Raw genomic sequence first — 15,289 nt, 5'->3', positions numbered from 1 at the left:
GGGTTCCGGATCAGGCTGCGTGGCCATGCTTCTCTCCTTTGTCAGGGTTACGCGCGGGACGGGGCGTGGGTTCCGGCGGAGTTATCCACAATTGCTTGCCTCCCCGAAAGCTTTTCTCTATGCCGCGCCGACCGGCGGCCGATGCGGGCGTGGCGAAACTGGTAGACGCGCCAGATTTAGGTTCTGGTATCGCAAGATGTGGGGGTTCGAGTCCCTTCGCCCGCACCAGTGCGCCAGGCCCGGATCATGTCAGGCGCCACCTGAATTCAGCTGAAGAAAGCGTTTGAGAGAAGAGATGCAGACTGTCGAGACGTTGAACGAGGGCCTGAAGCGCGCCTACACCGTGACCATTACGTCGAAGGACATCGACGCCCGCGTCGAAAAGGAGGTGGCCACGATCGCGCCGCAAGTCCGTATGCCCGGCTTCCGTCCCGGCAAGGTGCCTGCGAACCTCGTCAAGAAGATGCATGGCGAATCGCTGCAGCGCGACGCGCTCAACAATTCGATTCAGGAAGGCGTTCAGAAGCTGATCGCCGACAACAAGCTGCGGCCTGCGATGCAGCCTTCGGTCGAGCTGGACGAGGGCTTCGAGTTTGGCAAGGACGCCGAGGTCAAGATCGAGTTGGAAGTGCTGCCTGAGATCGAGGCGCCCAGCATCGAAGGTCTCAAGCTGGAACGCCTGACCGCCGAGGTTTCTGAGTCGCAGGTCGATGAAGCTGCGGGCCGCATAGCGACCCAGCAGGGCGCGCTGGAAGAGCATGCCGCCAGCCACAAGGCGAAGGACGGCGACACCCTGAGCATCGACTTCGTGGGCAAGATTGACGGCGAAGTGTTCGAAGGCGGGTCGGCCGAAGATGTGAAACTGAAGATCGGTTCGGGCCAGTTCATTCCCGGCTTCGAAGAGCAGCTGACCGGCGTAAAGAAGGGTGAAGAGAAGACTATCACAGTCACCTTCCCTGAGGATTATGGCGCCGCGCATCTGGCCGGCAAGGCCGCGACCTTCGATGTCACCGTCAAGGTGATCCTGAACGCTGACAAGCCCAAGCTGGACGATGATTTCGCCAAATCGCTGGGTCTGGAAGGTCTCGATAAGCTTAAGGAGCTACTTAAGGGCCAGATCGAGCAGGAGCATAACGGGCTGACGCGCACTTATATGAAGCGCAAGCTGCTCGATCAACTTGCCGCTTCGCATGATTTCGATGTTCCTCCGAGCATGGTGGAAGCCGAATTCAACCAGATCTGGGCGCAGCTTCAACACGAAGCCGGCCATGAAGAAGATCCCGCGGCCGCGCTTGCAGAGATGGAAGCGGAGAAGGAAGACTATCGCGCGATCGCCGTGCGACGCGTTCGCCTTGGCTTGCTGCTTTCGGAAATCGGCCAGGCCAATGGCGTCACCGTTTCCGACCAGGAAATGAGCCGCTTGATCATGCAGGCTGCGCAGCAGTATAGCCCGCAGGACCGCGAGCGATTCGTGCAATATGTCCGTCAGGATCCGATGGCCGCCGCCCAGCTGCGCGCGCCCCTGTATGAGGATAAGGTCGTCGACTTCCTGTTTGAGAAGGCTGAAGTCACTGACCGCGCCGTCAGCCGTGAAGAACTGGAAGCAGCGATCGAGGCGGAAGATAGGGACCTGAAGCCGCACGTCCACGGTCCAGGCTGCGGCCATGATCATCATGATCATGACGAAAAGCCCAAAGCGAAGAAGGCAGCCCCCAAGAAGAAGGCCGCTGATACCGGGGAATTGCCTGCTGATGAGGCTGCTGACGAGGCTCCCGTCAAGAAGGCTCCGGCGAAGAAGGCCGCTGCCAAGAAGGATGAGGCTTTGGCTGGAGAAGCCGAAGCAGAAGCGGAGGCAAAGCCCAAGGCCAAGAAGGCGCCTGCCAAAAAGGCTGCAGCCAAGGCTGAGTAAGGTCGTCATGGCCTGATCGGACGAGCGCCCGGCTTCGATGGAAGCGCGGGCGCTTTTCCATTGGTGAGGGACGGGCAAAATATTAATCTCGGCCGTGCATGCGAGAGCGTTTGGCGGAAGGTGTGGGGGCTAATGAAGGAATTTCCGGCAGTAGCAAGCGGGCAGGGGCTGGAAGGCCCGCGGATCGCCGTGATTCTGCCTTGCTATAATGAAGCGGGAGCCATCGTGCAGACGGTGGAGGATTTCCGCCGCGCGCTACCTGCGGCCGAAGTCTATGTATTCGATAATAACAGCACTGATGGAAGTCGCGAGTTGGCCACTGCTGCGGGCGCGATCGTCCGGCGCGTGGCGCAGCAGGGCAAGGGCCATGTTGTCCGCCGCATGTTTGCCGACGTGGACGCCGACATCTATGTCATGGCCGATGGGGATGCGACCTATGAAGCGGCCGCAGCGCCCCGACTCGTCGCGGCTATGCTGGAAGACAATCTCGACATGGTCGTTGGCGCGCGCAGAAGCGAAGTGGAAGAAGCCTATCGGCGCGGGCACCGCTTCGGGAACTGGGCGCTCACCAGTCTGCTCCAGCAGCTTTTCGGCCGCAGTTTCACTGACATATTATCGGGCTACCGCGTGTTTTCACGGCGTTTCGTGAAAAGTTTTCCGGTGCTTTCCGCAGGCTTCGAAATAGAAACTGAGATCAGCGTCCATGCGTTGGAACTGGCCATGCCGGTATCAGAGGTCATGACCGCCTATGGCGCGCGGCCGGAAGGATCGGTCAGCAAGCTGTCCACTTATCGCGATGGATGGCGTATATTGCGGACGATCTTTACCCTGTTCCGCATCGAAAGGCCCGTTCTGTTCTTTGGCCTAATCGCCGTGCTTCTGGCTTCGTCGGGGCTGGTGTTGGCGGTGCCGCTGATCGCGACTTATCTCGACACGGGCCTCGTTCCACGCTTTCCGACCGCGATTCTTGTGACCGGCCTGATGATCCTGGCGACGCTTTCGGGCATGTGCGGGCTGATTCTGGACACAGTCGTGCGGGGGCGCCGGGAAGTGCGACGTCTAGCCTATCTCGCCTTCCGCGCTCCATCCGATTTTGGATCGCGTGGCTGAAGCACTCGCGGTCTTCACGGCCCCCCTTGAACCCTTCCGCTTTTGTGCCGATGTAGAGGTCGGGCAAAATTCACCTTGAAAGAGCAAAATGACCGATATCATGTCTGATCCGATGGCCGCGCTGGTTCCCATCGTTATTGAGCAGTCCAATCGCGGTGAGCGCAGTTTCGATATTTATTCCCGCCTGCTGCGCGAACGGATCATCTTCGTGACGGGCCAGGTTGAGGATCATATGGCGTCGCTGATCGTCGCGCAGTTGCTCTTTCTCGAGTCGGAAAATCCGAAGAAAGACATATGGATGTACATCAACTCGCCCGGCGGCGTGGTGACGGCTGGCATGGCGATTCACGACACGATGAAATATATCCGTCCGCAGGTCGGCACTGTATGCATCGGTCAGGCCGCCTCAATGGGTAGCTTCCTGCTGGCCGCGGGCGAGCCGGGCAAGCGTATCGCTCTGTCGAACGCACGCATCATGGTGCACCAGCCCTCTGGTGGTGCCCAAGGCATGGCCTCGGACATCGAAATCCAGGCCAAGGAAATCCTTAGGATTCGCCGCCGCTTGAACGATCTTTATGTCAAGTACACCGGCAAATCGCTGGAAGATGTCGAACGGGCGATGGATCGCGACACGTTCCTGGAGGCGGACGAAGCAAAGGCGTTCGGTCTGGTGGATGAGGTTTTTGATCGCCGTCCGGTCGCTGCCGACACGGCGGAAGGTTGACATGGATCTTAATCGCGCGCGCCGTTTTCTCCCCTTGTGAAACCGGCGTGACGCGGTCTAGGATGATCCTAGGACCAGAACATCCCTAGCCAGCGGCAGTTTCCGCGAAGGGCAGGGAGGAAAGATTGGCGAATGACTAAGCTTACGGGCTCCGATTCAAAAAGTACGCTTTACTGCTCCTTCTGCGGCAAGTCGCAGCATGAGGTGCGGAAGCTCATCGCGGGGCCGACCGTATTCATCTGCGACGAGTGCGTGGAACTGTGTAACGACATCATCCGCGAAGAGACCAAGGGTGGTCTTGTCGGCAAGAAGGATGGGGGCGTTCCGACCCCGCAGGAAATCTGCGATGTTCTGGACGATTATGTGATTGGCCAGAACCGGGCGAAGCGTGTCCTCTCTGTTGCCGTGCACAATCATTATAAGCGCCTCAACCACGGTTCGAAGCCGGGCGAAGTGGAACTGGCGAAGTCGAACATCCTGCTCGTAGGTCCGACGGGTTGCGGCAAGACGTTGCTGGCTCAGACGTTGGCGAAGACGTTCGATGTACCGTTCACCATGGCCGATGCAACCACGCTTACCGAGGCGGGCTATGTCGGTGAGGATGTAGAAAATATCATCCTCAAGCTGCTCCAGGCGTCCGATTATAATGTTGAAAAGGCGCAGCGCGGCATCGTCTACATCGACGAAATCGACAAGATCAGTCGCAAGGCGGAAAACCCGTCAATCACTCGTGACGTATCTGGCGAGGGCGTGCAGCAGGCTTTGCTCAAGCTGATGGAAGGCACGACCGCGAGCGTGCCGCCTCAGGGTGGGCGCAAGCATCCGCAGCAGGAGTTTCTGCAGGTCGATACGACCAACATTCTGTTCATCTGCGGTGGAGCGTTCGCGGGTCTTGAAAAGATTATTGGCGATCGACTGGAAGCCAAATCGATCGGTTTCGGTGCTCATGTCGCGGCTCCTGAGGAGCGCAAGACGGGCGAATTGCTACGTCAGAGCGAACCGGAAGATCTGCTGAAGTTCGGCTTGATCCCTGAGTTTGTGGGCCGCCTGCCGGTGATCGCGACTCTCGAAGATCTGGATGTGACCGCCTTGGTCAAGATTTTGGTCGAACCGAAGAACGCACTGGTCAAACAATATGGGAAGCTGTTCGACATGGAAAATGTCGAACTCAGCTTCACAGACGATGCGTTGACGGCGATCGCGAAAAAGGCGATCGAACGTAAGACCGGCGCGCGCGGGCTGCGATCGATACTGGAAGCGATCTTGCTCGACACGATGTTTGACCTGCCTTCCATGGAAGGCGTTGGCGAAGTCGTGGTCGATAAGGATGTCGTTGCTGGAACCAAGGAACCGATCCGCGTTTTCAGTGAAAAAGACAAGCGCGCCGAAGACGCGGCCTGAATTCCGGCTGTATGTGAAAGGCCTGTCTGGATAAGTCAGGCGTGCTTTTCATTGAGTGCAGGTCGTCGATTGCTGGTGCAAGGTAGCCTTCTCTCGCTGGCGAACTATTGGCTGGCTGTGTTCAGATGGATTAATGGCGGAGCGGTCATCGCGCTAGCTATTTAGCGCGGTCGCCCGGTCATGTCCGCCGCATCTCATCGTACGCAACTATCCAGGCGATTCCGCTGCACTACGCCGATACGGGATGCGATGCTGTTCCCATAGCTCCGGGTGAACCCGCGGGGCGCGACGGCTGCGCGCTTCTTGGGCAGGGGTAGCACCGCTGCGATCCGGGCTGCTTCGGCTGGGGTCAGTTGCTCCGCACCGTGACGGAAATAGCGCATTGCGCCTGCCTGCACACCATAGGTGCCGATGCCCGTTTCCGCGACGTTCAGATAGACTTCCATTATCCGCCGCTTGCCCCAGATCGCCTCGATCAATATGGTGAACCATGCCTCAAATCCCTTCCGGATGAAGCCGCCACCCTGAAACAGGAATACATTTTTCGCGGTTTGCTGGCTGATCGTCGATCCGCCTCGGATGCGGCGGCCGCTAGCATTGTGTCGCATGGCCTGAGCGATCGCGGCAGCATCGAAACCGTGATGGCTGCAAAAGCGGCTGTCCTCGCCCGCGATCACTGCGCGCGCCATATCGGGGTCGATTTCGTCTAAGCTGAGCCAATCCCTGGTGATGCCATTAGAGTCGAACATCATGGTCAGCGTTACCGGCGGTGGCGAAAAACGATAAACAAGTACTAAGAGTAGCGAGAACGCGACAAAGCCCCCAATGATTTTGAGTATCACGCGGATCCAGCGAGGGCGGTGGCGAAGTGCGGCAGAGGAACGGCTCATCCGGCCAATCGTAGCGCGATCACGGGTGCGTTCAAGCTGCACAATAGCAGCAAAGACGCGTCTGGGAGCCACATTGTCGAGGCCTGTGTCATAAACGGAGCGGCTACGAAGCAAGGGGATTTTGACAGCGCAAACAAAAAGCCCCGGATCTCTTCCGGGGCTTTTCTCATCCAATCATCATAATCGTCAGGCCAGAGCGAGGCGCATCTTACCGATCCGATCGCCTGCGATGCGCATCATGGCCTTTTGCAGCTTTTCGAAGGCACGGACCTCGATCTGACGTACGCGCTCGCGTGACACGCCATAGACTTGGCTCAATTCTTCCAGAGTCTTGGGCTCTTCGGCCAGGCGCCGTTCGGCCAGAATATGTTTCTCCCGATCATTAAGATCGTCCATCGCCTCGACAAGCATGTCGTGACGCATTGTCTTTTCCTGTTCATCCGCGACCCGTTCGTCTTGAAGCGGGTCAGTATCGGCGAGCCAATCCTGCCACTGGCCCTCGCCATCCTCGCGCATCGGTACGTTGAGCGATGTGTCGCCGCCCATCGCCATGCGGCGATTCATTGAGACCACATCCTCTTCGGAGACGCCGAGATCGGTTGCGATCTTCTTGACGTCATCGGGGTGCAAATCACCGTCCTCGAACGCTTCGATGTTGTTCTTCATCCGGCGCAGGTTGAAGAACAGCTTCTTTTGCGCGGCGGTGGTGCCCATTTTCACGAGCGACCAGCTGCGAAGAATGAATTCCTGAATCGACGCGCGAATCCACCACATGGCGTAGGTGGCCAAGCGGAACCCGCGATCCGGCTCGAATTTCTTAACCCCTTGCATCAGGCCGATATTGCCTTCGCTGATCAGTTCACTGACCGGCAGGCCATAGCCGCGATAACCCATGGCGATCTTTGCCACCAGGCGCAGATGCGAAGTCACCAGTTGAGCCGCCGCTTCAGGATCCTGATGTTCAGCATAACGCTTGGCGAGCATATATTCCTGCTCGGGCGTCAAGATCGGAAACTTGCGAATTTCCGAGAGATAGCGGTTGAGGCTGGCTTCGCCGCCCAGCGTTGGCACCGCGGGGACATTGCTTTTATTAGCCATGTCGCTTCACCTTTCCCTTTCATGCGCGGTGGGACCCAGAAGAGGCGTCCAACGCACCGTCGCAAACTTGTCAAAATCTATACGAGAAGCTCGCTTAACAGTTCCTGCATATCGGCAGGGAGTGCGCTGTCAAAGCTGAGTTTTTGCCCCGTTACCGGGTGTATGAACCCGAGCCGTTTTGCGTGCAATGCCTGCCTTTTGAAACCTAGCGTTTCCAGTATTGATTTGAAACCTTTTCTTTCTCTACCGTAAACAGGATCCCCGATCAAGGGGTGGCCAAGATGTGCCATATGGATGCGTACCTGGTGGGTGCGTCCAGTTTCGAGCCGACATTCCACCAACGCCGCGCCGCGAAACCGATCTGTAACACGATAATGGGTGACGGCGTGTTTGCCACGTCCTTCTCGCTGTACCGCCATCTTCTTGCGGTCGGAGTCAGACCGCCCGATCCAAGTATCGATCGTTCCGGCAGCTATCGAGGGTATGCCATACACCACCGCCGCATAGAGTCTGTCGATGCTGTGCGCCTTGAACTGTTGAGCCAGCCCTTCATGAGCCTTGTCAGATTTAGCAACAACCAGAAGGCCAGAAGTATCCTTGTCGATGCGATGGACGATGCCGGGCCGAGCGACGCCGCCAATTCCAGACAGATGGCCCCGGCAATGGTAAAGCAGGGCATTGACCAGCGTTCCATCAAGGTTACCGGCTGCGGGGTGCACGACCAGTCCCGCGGGCTTATCCACAACGATGAGATCGGCATCTTCATGTACGATGTTGAGCGGGATATCTTGCGCTGCGGCCTCGGCCTCGACAGGCGCGGGCACCGTGACAGTGAAAACGTGCCCCGACAGGACTTTCATGGACGGATTGAGAGTGCGACCCTCTGCCAACACCCGGCCCTCGACAATCAGGTTCTTCAGCCGTTCGCGCGAAAGCTCTGGCAACAGATCGGCAAGCGCCTTGTCGAGCCGCTGTCCATGCTGCGCCTCGCCAATCGTCGTTTCGATGATGGAATCCCCCGAACCCATGGGGTAAGCATGTAGGAATGAGGGTGCACATTTCAAGGTCGCTGCTGGACCAGATACTGTCCTTGGCGGCTGCGGATCATCGTGAGATATGCGGGCTACTGCTGGGGGATCCGGGCTGGATACACGAGATCTGCCCCGCTGCCAACGTGGCTGCTGATCCGGCGCGGCATTTTGAACTGGACCCCCGAACGCTTCTTGCCGCTCACAAGTCTGCCCGCGCTGGGGGGCCAGCTGTCCTTGGTCATTACCACTCGCATCCCGGCGGCCGCCCTGAGCCGTCTTCGACCGACGCTGCCTGCGCTGCGCCTGATGGTAGCCTTTGGCTGATAATAGGTGGGGGTGATGCGCGGCTTTGGGTCGCCACTGGAATCAAGGGAGACAAGACGGCCTTTATTGGCGCAGTGCTCGACATCATGTGACGCAAAGACGGCGGGCTGGGGTTGCATCCGCCATCCCGGCAGCGCATTAGCCTGTCATCCCCTCAATCCATTACCGGCAGCAGCACTCTTCATGACCAATCCGACCGACAGCATCGAATTTGCCAGCTTGCTCTGTTCGCGCCTCTGTCACGACCTGTTAAGTCCGGTGGGCGCGCTCAACAACGGTCTGGAACTGATGGCGGATGAGACCGATCCTGAAATGCGTCAACGGTGTCTTGATCTGCTAGCGGATAGTGCCAAGACCTCCGCCAATAAGCTCAAATTCTTCCGTTTGGCGTTCGGCTCGGCGGGCGGCTTTGGCGACGCTGTGCCAACGCATGAAGCGCGCGTGGCGATCGAGGGCATGTTCTCGGGTGCGGGCCGGGTAAAGATCGGCTGGTTGGTCGAGGACGACATGCTCGACAAGCTGCCGGTGAAGGTATTGCTGAACCTTGCCTTGATCGCGGGCGACGCGCTGGTACGCGGCGGACAATTGGATATCGGCGCCGAAAAGCGGCCGGGCGTGACGGAAATCGTTGTGCGCGCCGAAGGTCCCAGGTTGGTGCTCGACCCGGATTTGCGCGCTGCGCTTGCGGGGACCCTGTCATCAGAGGGCTTGGCGTCGCGCACCGCGGCCGCCTGGATGGTGCGCAGCTTGGTGACCAACGCTGGCGGTGATATTGCCCTTTCCCCAGCGGGCGAGCCTGTGTTGCTTTTTGGCGCTTCCATTCCCGATCGGGGCTAACGCCATTGGTGGGTCGCGCTTGGGGGCTGCAAACGGCTTCGTTGGAACGAACTCAATCGAGGCCATCCACTCTTCGCAGTGCGAGGTTTAGAGGCTGCGGCAAATCCCGCTTCAGGCGGTTGATGACTGGATTTACTGACGTTTCTGGTTCTGCAGTATGAGTGCCAGCGCTCAAATGGTTTTGCGCCACGGGGGAAGGTTCCGTGGGAGGATTCCAGGCACGGCTATGCCGCGCGACAATGGTCGTATGCCCTAATTGTTTGACATCCCCTCGAAGTGAAACAGCATGGCGACCATGATGCTCGCCGAGTTAGCCAACTTGGCATTCGCCCAGTAATTTACTGCCTAAGCGCGTCTACGCAGCCATCGTTGATCGGGCGATTTAGCCGTCAAATTGGTCGATGATTCTGCATCAACTCGCGCCACATTACTGAAAGTAAAAGACCCGGACGTTTGTGCGCCCGGGCCGTTGTCGTTTGCAGTCTCTGATAAATCAGGAGCTGTAGTACATGTCAAATTCGACCGGCGAGGGAGCCATTTCCCAGCGATACACTTCCGGCCACTTCAGTTCCATATAGGCTTCGATCTGGTCCTTGGTGAATACATCGCCCTTCAGAAGGAAATCATGATCTGCAGCCAGCGAGTCCAGCGCTTCACGCAGCGAGGCGCAGACGGTTGGTACCTGGCTCAGCTCTTCCGGCGGAAGATCGTACAGGTTCTTGTCCATCGCAGCGCCCGGATGAATCTTGTTTTCGATGCCGTCCAGACCCGCCATCAGCAGAGCCGAATAGCAGAGATAGGGGTTGGCCATCGCGTCGGGGAAACGGAATTCGACGCGCTTCGCCTTGGCTCCCGCACCGTAGGGAATACGGCAGGAAGCTGAACGGTTGCGGGCCGAATAAGCCAGCAGAACCGGAGCTTCGAAGCCCGGGACCAGACGCTTGTAGCTGTTGGTGGTCGGGTTCGTGAACGCGTTCAGCGCCTTGGCATGCTTGATCACGCCGCCGATGAAGTAGAGGCACATATCCGACAGGCCAGCATAGCCTTCGCCTGCGAACAGTGGCTTACCGCCATCCCAGATCGACATATGGGTGTGCATGCCCGAACCGTTATCCTGTGCGATCGGCTTCGGCATGAAGGTTGCGGTCTTGCCGTAGGCCTGCGCGACGTTCCACACGACATATTTGTAGATCTGCATGCGGTCAGCGGTCTGGACCAGCGTGCCGAAGGTCAGGCCCAGTTCGTGCTGAGCGGCGGCGACTTCATGATGATGCTTGTCGCAGGGCAAGCCCATTTCAAGCATGGTCGTAACCATCTCGGCGCGGATGTCGGTGGCCGGATCGACTGGCGCGACGGGAAAATAACCGCCCTTGGCGCGCGGGCGGTGGCCCAGATTGCCGCCTTCATATTCCTTGCCGGTGTTGGTCGGCAGTTCAATGTCGTCGATCTTGAAATAGCTCTGCGAGTAATCATTCTCAAAGCGCACGTCGTCGAACATGAAGAATTCAGCTTCTGGACCGACATAGACGGTGTCGCCGAAGCCAGCGGACTTGACGAAAGCTTCAGCGCGCTTGGCGGTCGAGCGTGGGTCGCGGGCGTAGAGTTCGCCCGTGTCGGGTTCCACGATGTCGCAGAACAGGATCAGCATCGGGGTGGCGCTGAACGGATCGACATAAACCGCATCCAGGTCGGGCTTCAGGATCATGTCCGATTCGTTGATCGTCTTCCAACCTTCAATCGACGAACCGTCGAACATCAGGCCTTGGGTCAGTTCATCCTCGCCCAGCACCGAAGCGACCATGGTCAGGTGCTGCCACTTGCCCTTGGGATCGGTGAAACGGACATCGACCCACTCGATCTCCTTTTCTTCGATCATCTTCAGGATGTCTTTTGGCGTGTTGGCCATGTGAACTTGCCCTTCTTTCAAAAATACCCCCCCGAAGGGGTAGTGATGTTGCGGTTCGCCGGCTCCTTGCGAAGCCGCCGGAATAGATAGTGCTCGGCAGTCAGATTGCGTCGCTATCGCGTTCGCCGGTGCGGATACGGACTGCGCCCTCGATCGATGTAATGAAGATCTTGCCGTCACCTATCCGGCCCGTCTGCGCGGCGGCCGAGATTGCCTCCACCACGCGTTCGGCCAGCGAGTCATCGACGACGACCTCCAGCTTCACCTTGGGCAGAAAATCAACGACATACTCGGCGCCCCGATAAAGTTCGGTATGGCCCTTTTGGCGGCCAAACCCCTTAGCCTCTGTGACTGTGATGCCGGACACGCCCACCTCGTGAAGTGCTTCCTTCACCTCGTCGAGCTTGAACGGCTTGATGATCGCTTCGATCTTTTTCATCACTCTAATCCCAATTCACGCGCGCGCTTGATGCGGGAAGTCCCCGCTGTCCAATATCTCACTCCAGCGACGATCTCATGCCCCCGAGACATGCGACGTCTCTTCCGACAATCAATTACCGTGCCAACTGGCGAATCGCCACATCTCGCTTTCGGCGATGCGGCAATCTTTGTCCAGATTGCTCGAAAACAGGGCATCGAACCAAGGGACTGCCTACTTTTTAGGCAATTTGGAGGCTGGTTCGATATGGCGGGGCGTCAAGTCCGACCGGGCTCTTGGTAAAGATCTCGCAGCCGGTCTCGGTGATGCCGATACTGTGTTCGAACTGTGCGGATAATGTGCGATCGCGGGTGACGGCGGTCCAGCCATCCTCCATCATCTTCACCCCCGGCTTGCCGATGTTGATCATGGGCTCAATGGTGAAGAACATGCCCGGGCGCAGTTCCGGTCCTGTACCCGGACGTCCAACATGAACCACTTCTGGGCTGTCATGAAAGACTCGGCCCAGTCCATGCCCGCAAAAGTCGCGGACCACGCCGTAGCGATGCTTCTCCGCATGCTTTTGAATGGCGTGGCCAATGTCGCCTAGATGATTGCCTGGCTTGGCCTCCTCGATGCCCAGCATCAGGCATTCATAGGTGACCTCAATCAATCGCCGTGCCTTGATGGATGTTTCTCCAACGATATACATGCGACTGGTATCGCCGTGCCAGCCATCAACAAGCGGCGTCACGTCGATGTTCAGGATATCGCCGTCTTTCAATTTCTGGTCGCCCGGAATGCCGTGGCAGATGACGTTGTTCAGCGAAATGCAGCAGCTATGCGTATAGCCACGATAGCCGAGCGTCGCAGGCACGCCGCCGCCGTCCAGCGTCATTCGGCGCACGATATCGTCCAGTTCGCCAGTGGTTGCCCCTGGCACCACATGCGGAACCAGTGCGTCCAATATCTTCGCAGCCAACCGTCCTGCCTTGCGCATGCCTTCAAACCCGGCCGCGTCATACAGCTTTATCGCAGTCGATCGCGAAATTGGCGCGTCCGCCGTCATCGTCATATATTCAGTCATAGGCCCGTTTATAAGCGCGCGGCCTGCATATTGCGAGGCCCAGTTCGCAGCGGGCTAGGCAGCAGAGCCGTCAAAGGCTATGGCCGGCATCATGCCAGCCCCTGAACGTATTTGGACTGCCGCGCTGATCGTGATCGGAGACGAGATTCTGTCCGGCCGCACGCAGGACAAGAATGTCGCCCAGATCGCGTCCTGGCTGAATGTGCAAGGTATCCGCCTGCGCGAGGTGCGCGTGGTCGCTGACGAAAGCGACGCGATCGTGGAGGCGGTGAACACCCTTCGCGCGCGGAATGATTATCTCTTCACAACCGGCGGCATCGGGCCGACCCATGATGATATCACTGTCGATGCGATTGCCATGGCACTTGGCGTGGAGGTGGAGATACATCCGCAGGCCCGCGAGATGCTGCAAGGCTATTATGAAACACGGGGCGGGTTGACCGATGCCCGGTTGCGCATGGCGAGAGTGCCGGCAGGTTCGGACCTTATCGAGAACCGCATGTCCGGCGCTCCGGGTATTCGCCACGGCAATATCTTCATCATGGCGGGCGTCCCGCATATCACTGCGGGCATGCTCGACATGCTGACAGGCACCCTGGAAGGGGGAAGGCCGGTTCTGTCCGCGCAGATCGGCTGCTGGGTCGCGGAAAGCGAGATCGCAGACATGTTGGCCGCGACCGAGCGCGCGTATGAAGACTGCCAGATCGGCAGCTATCCGTTTTTCCGCGAGGGGAAGACGGGCGCGAACTTTGTGATCCGTTCGACTGATCCGGCATCGTTGGAATGCTGCGTAGCGGAACTGAGCGCGCGGCTTGAGCAAGGAGGATGGCCGGTAGTGGCGGGGGGGATTTGATAATCCTTGCAAACCCTCTTTTTGCTGCCCGCTAAGTCTCTGATCCGCGCCCATATGTGGCTGCAAAGCGGCAGGCTGCGTTGCATGCGGCTTGCTGCCCGGGCTATGCTGCGCTGCGTCAATGGCTGGCTGGTTCCAGCTCTTGGATGTTGGGCCTGGCGCCCGTGCGTCTGATCAACGGTGAAAGGCTGGCCTGTTAAATCCCTTGTTTTAGGGAGCGGCCTTGCGCGTCCTTTTTCCTTGGGTCTCCGCGCGGTGGATGCCGTTTAAAGGGAGAATAGGTGATGCGGATCGTGATGATCGGATCGGGCTATGTCGGATTGGTTTCTGGCGCTTGCCTTGCGGACTTCGGCCATGATGTCATCTGTGTCGACAAGGATGCGGCAAAGATCGCTGTACTAAGTGAAGGCGGGGTGCCGATCTACGAGCCTGGCTTGGCCGACCTTATTGCACGGAATGTTAAGACGGGGCGGTTGACGTTCACCACGAATGTTGCGGCGTCGGTGGCGCAGGCTGACGTCGTCTTTATCGCGGTCGGAACGCCCGCGCGCCGTGGCGACGGTCATGCCGACCTGAGCTATGTCTATGATGCTGCGCGGGAGATTGCTTCTGCCCTGACGAACTTCACCGTGGTCGTGACCAAATCCACCGTGCCGGTGGGCACCGGCGACGAGGTTGATCGGATCATCCGCGAAACGAACCCGCGCGCGCAGTTCGCAGTGGCTTCCAACCCGGAATTTTTGCGGGAGGGCGCGGCGATCCAGGATTTCAAGCGGCCTGACCGCATTGTTATCGGCATAGAAGATGATCGCGCGCGTCCGGTTATGGAAGAGGTCTATCGCCCGCTCTACCTGAACCAGGCACCGATTCAGTTCACCGGTCGCCGCACCAGTGAACTGATCAAATATGCAGCCAATGCATTCTTGGCAATGAAGATCACCTACATCAACGAGATCGCGGAATTGTGCGAGCATGTCGGCGCTGACGTGCAGCAGGTTGCCCGCGGCATTGGTCTCGACAACCGGATCGGATCGAAATTCCTGCACGCGGGACCGGGCTACGGCGGTTCCTGCTTCCCGAAGGATACGGTGGCGCTAGTAAAAACGGCAGAAGATGCAGGCGCGCCGATCCGCCTCATCGAAGCCACGGTGGCCATTAACGAAAGCCGCAAGCGCGCCATGGCCCGCAAGGTGCTTGCAGTGTGCAATGGCTCCGTCCGAGGCAAGACCATCGCGGTGCTGGGCCTTACCTTCAAGCCTAACACTGACGACATGCGTGACGCGCCATCGCTTTCGATCATCCAGGCGCTTCAGGACGGCGGCGCACAGGTGCGTGCTTATGACCCAGAGGGTATGGATGCGGCACGGACGATGCTGCGAGACGTTGAATTCTGCACCAGCCCTTATGTAGCCGCACAGGGTGCGTCCGCGGTGGTGATCGTCACCGAGTGGGACGCGCTTCGTGCATTAGACCTGCCGCGGCTGCGGTCGTTGATGGGCGGGGATGGTCTGGTCGATCTTCGCAACATTTACCGTTTCGAGGATGCAGAAGCCGCTGGCTTCACCTATGTCAGCGTCGGCCGTGGCGCGGTACCCGAACCACAACCGTTGATCCAGGCGGCCGAATAAGGCGTGATGAAAGCGGCTCGTCGCAAATGCTGCCGCTTTACGACGAGCCGTTGTTGACCAGAAGTTTTTGTTA

Annotated in this window: 14 protein-coding genes and 1 tRNA gene; 9 read left to right on the top strand and 6 right to left on the bottom strand. The window is 58.6% G+C overall.

Annotation, left to right across the window (positions count from 1 at the left end):
- Nucleotides 1-143: 143 nt before the first annotated feature.
- The 5 genes from K663_RS09415 to clpX all read left to right on the top strand — a co-directional run bounded on the left by K663_RS09415 (nucleotide 144) and on the right by clpX (nucleotide 5,144).
- A tRNA-Leu gene (locus K663_RS09415) sits at nucleotides 144-228 on the top strand.
- A gap of 67 nt (nucleotides 229-295) precedes the next feature.
- Complete coding sequence (tig, locus tag K663_RS09410; protein WP_062116569.1) at nucleotides 296-1,909, top strand: trigger factor; 1,614 nt, start codon at nucleotides 296-298, stop codon at nucleotides 1,907-1,909.
- Between the two features lie 132 nt (nucleotides 1,910-2,041).
- Nucleotides 2,042-3,019 carry a glycosyltransferase family 2 protein gene (locus K663_RS09405; protein WP_062116566.1) on the top strand — a complete coding sequence of 326 codons (978 nt, stop codon included), beginning with the start codon at nucleotides 2,042-2,044 and terminating at the stop codon, nucleotides 3,017-3,019.
- Between the two features lie 88 nt (nucleotides 3,020-3,107).
- A complete protein-coding gene (gene clpP, locus K663_RS09400; RefSeq protein WP_062116563.1) occupies nucleotides 3,108-3,743 on the top strand; it encodes an ATP-dependent Clp endopeptidase proteolytic subunit ClpP in 636 nt (211 codons plus the stop codon).
- A 132-nt stretch (nucleotides 3,744-3,875) separates the two neighbouring features.
- Entirely contained in the window at nucleotides 3,876-5,144 is a 1,269-nt protein-coding gene (clpX, locus tag K663_RS09395) for an ATP-dependent Clp protease ATP-binding subunit ClpX (RefSeq protein ID WP_037466668.1), read from the top strand.
- Nucleotides 5,145-5,338: 194 nt separating this feature from the next.
- Here the strand turns inward: clpX and mtgA are convergent, their stop codons facing one another.
- From mtgA to K663_RS09380, 3 genes are all read right to left on the bottom strand, one after another.
- Nucleotides 5,339-6,034 (bottom strand): monofunctional biosynthetic peptidoglycan transglycosylase, encoded by a 696-nt coding sequence (gene mtgA, locus K663_RS09390; protein ID WP_062116560.1) that lies wholly within the window; start codon nucleotides 6,032-6,034, stop codon nucleotides 5,339-5,341.
- Between the two features lie 186 nt (nucleotides 6,035-6,220).
- Nucleotides 6,221-7,132 carry an RNA polymerase sigma factor RpoH gene (gene rpoH / locus K663_RS09385; protein ID WP_062116558.1) on the bottom strand — a complete coding sequence of 304 codons (912 nt, stop codon included), beginning with the start codon at nucleotides 7,130-7,132 and terminating at the stop codon, nucleotides 6,221-6,223.
- A 77-nt stretch (nucleotides 7,133-7,209) separates the two neighbouring features.
- Nucleotides 7,210-8,160, bottom strand: coding sequence for an RluA family pseudouridine synthase (locus tag K663_RS09380; protein ID WP_062116555.1), 951 nt, complete (start codon nucleotides 8,158-8,160; stop codon nucleotides 7,210-7,212).
- Between the two features lie 17 nt (nucleotides 8,161-8,177).
- Between K663_RS09380 and K663_RS09375 the strand changes: the two genes are divergently transcribed.
- Nucleotides 8,178-8,579: a M67 family metallopeptidase gene (locus tag K663_RS09375; protein WP_062116552.1), complete on the top strand. Its 402-nt coding sequence runs from the start codon at nucleotides 8,178-8,180 to the stop codon at nucleotides 8,577-8,579.
- A 91-nt stretch (nucleotides 8,580-8,670) separates the two neighbouring features.
- Nucleotides 8,671-9,324: a histidine phosphotransferase family protein gene (locus K663_RS09370; protein ID WP_062116550.1), complete on the top strand. Its 654-nt coding sequence runs from the start codon at nucleotides 8,671-8,673 to the stop codon at nucleotides 9,322-9,324.
- Between the two features lie 493 nt (nucleotides 9,325-9,817).
- Here the strand turns inward: K663_RS09370 and glnA are convergent, their stop codons facing one another.
- The 3 genes from glnA to map form a co-directional block, all read right to left on the bottom strand.
- Nucleotides 9,818-11,230, bottom strand: coding sequence for a type I glutamate--ammonia ligase (glnA, locus tag K663_RS09365; protein ID WP_062116547.1), 1,413 nt, complete (start codon nucleotides 11,228-11,230; stop codon nucleotides 9,818-9,820).
- Between the two features lie 100 nt (nucleotides 11,231-11,330).
- The gene (locus K663_RS09360) at nucleotides 11,331-11,669 is read right to left on the bottom strand and encodes a P-II family nitrogen regulator (protein WP_037466688.1); all 339 of its coding nucleotides are present in this window, start codon (nucleotides 11,667-11,669) and stop codon (nucleotides 11,331-11,333) included.
- A 220-nt stretch (nucleotides 11,670-11,889) separates the two neighbouring features.
- Nucleotides 11,890-12,735: a type I methionyl aminopeptidase gene (gene map / locus K663_RS09355; protein WP_062116544.1), complete on the bottom strand. Its 846-nt coding sequence runs from the start codon at nucleotides 12,733-12,735 to the stop codon at nucleotides 11,890-11,892.
- 91 nt (nucleotides 12,736-12,826) lie between these two features.
- Here map and K663_RS09350 point away from each other — a divergent pair, with 91 nt between their 5' ends.
- Nucleotides 12,827-13,588 carry a competence/damage-inducible protein A gene (locus K663_RS09350; protein WP_062120605.1) on the top strand — a complete coding sequence of 254 codons (762 nt, stop codon included), beginning with the start codon at nucleotides 12,827-12,829 and terminating at the stop codon, nucleotides 13,586-13,588.
- Nucleotides 13,589-13,872: 284 nt separating this feature from the next.
- A complete protein-coding gene (locus tag K663_RS09345) occupies nucleotides 13,873-15,216 on the top strand; it encodes a UDP-glucose dehydrogenase family protein (protein WP_062116536.1) in 1,344 nt (447 codons plus the stop codon).
- Nucleotides 15,217-15,289: the final 73 nt, after the last annotated feature.

Source organism: Sphingobium sp. MI1205 (genome assembly GCF_001563285.1).
Lineage (GTDB): Bacteria > Pseudomonadota > Alphaproteobacteria > Sphingomonadales > Sphingomonadaceae > Sphingobium.
The sequence above is the reverse complement of the archived record's forward strand: the minus strand, read 5'-3'. Positions and strand labels throughout refer to the sequence as shown.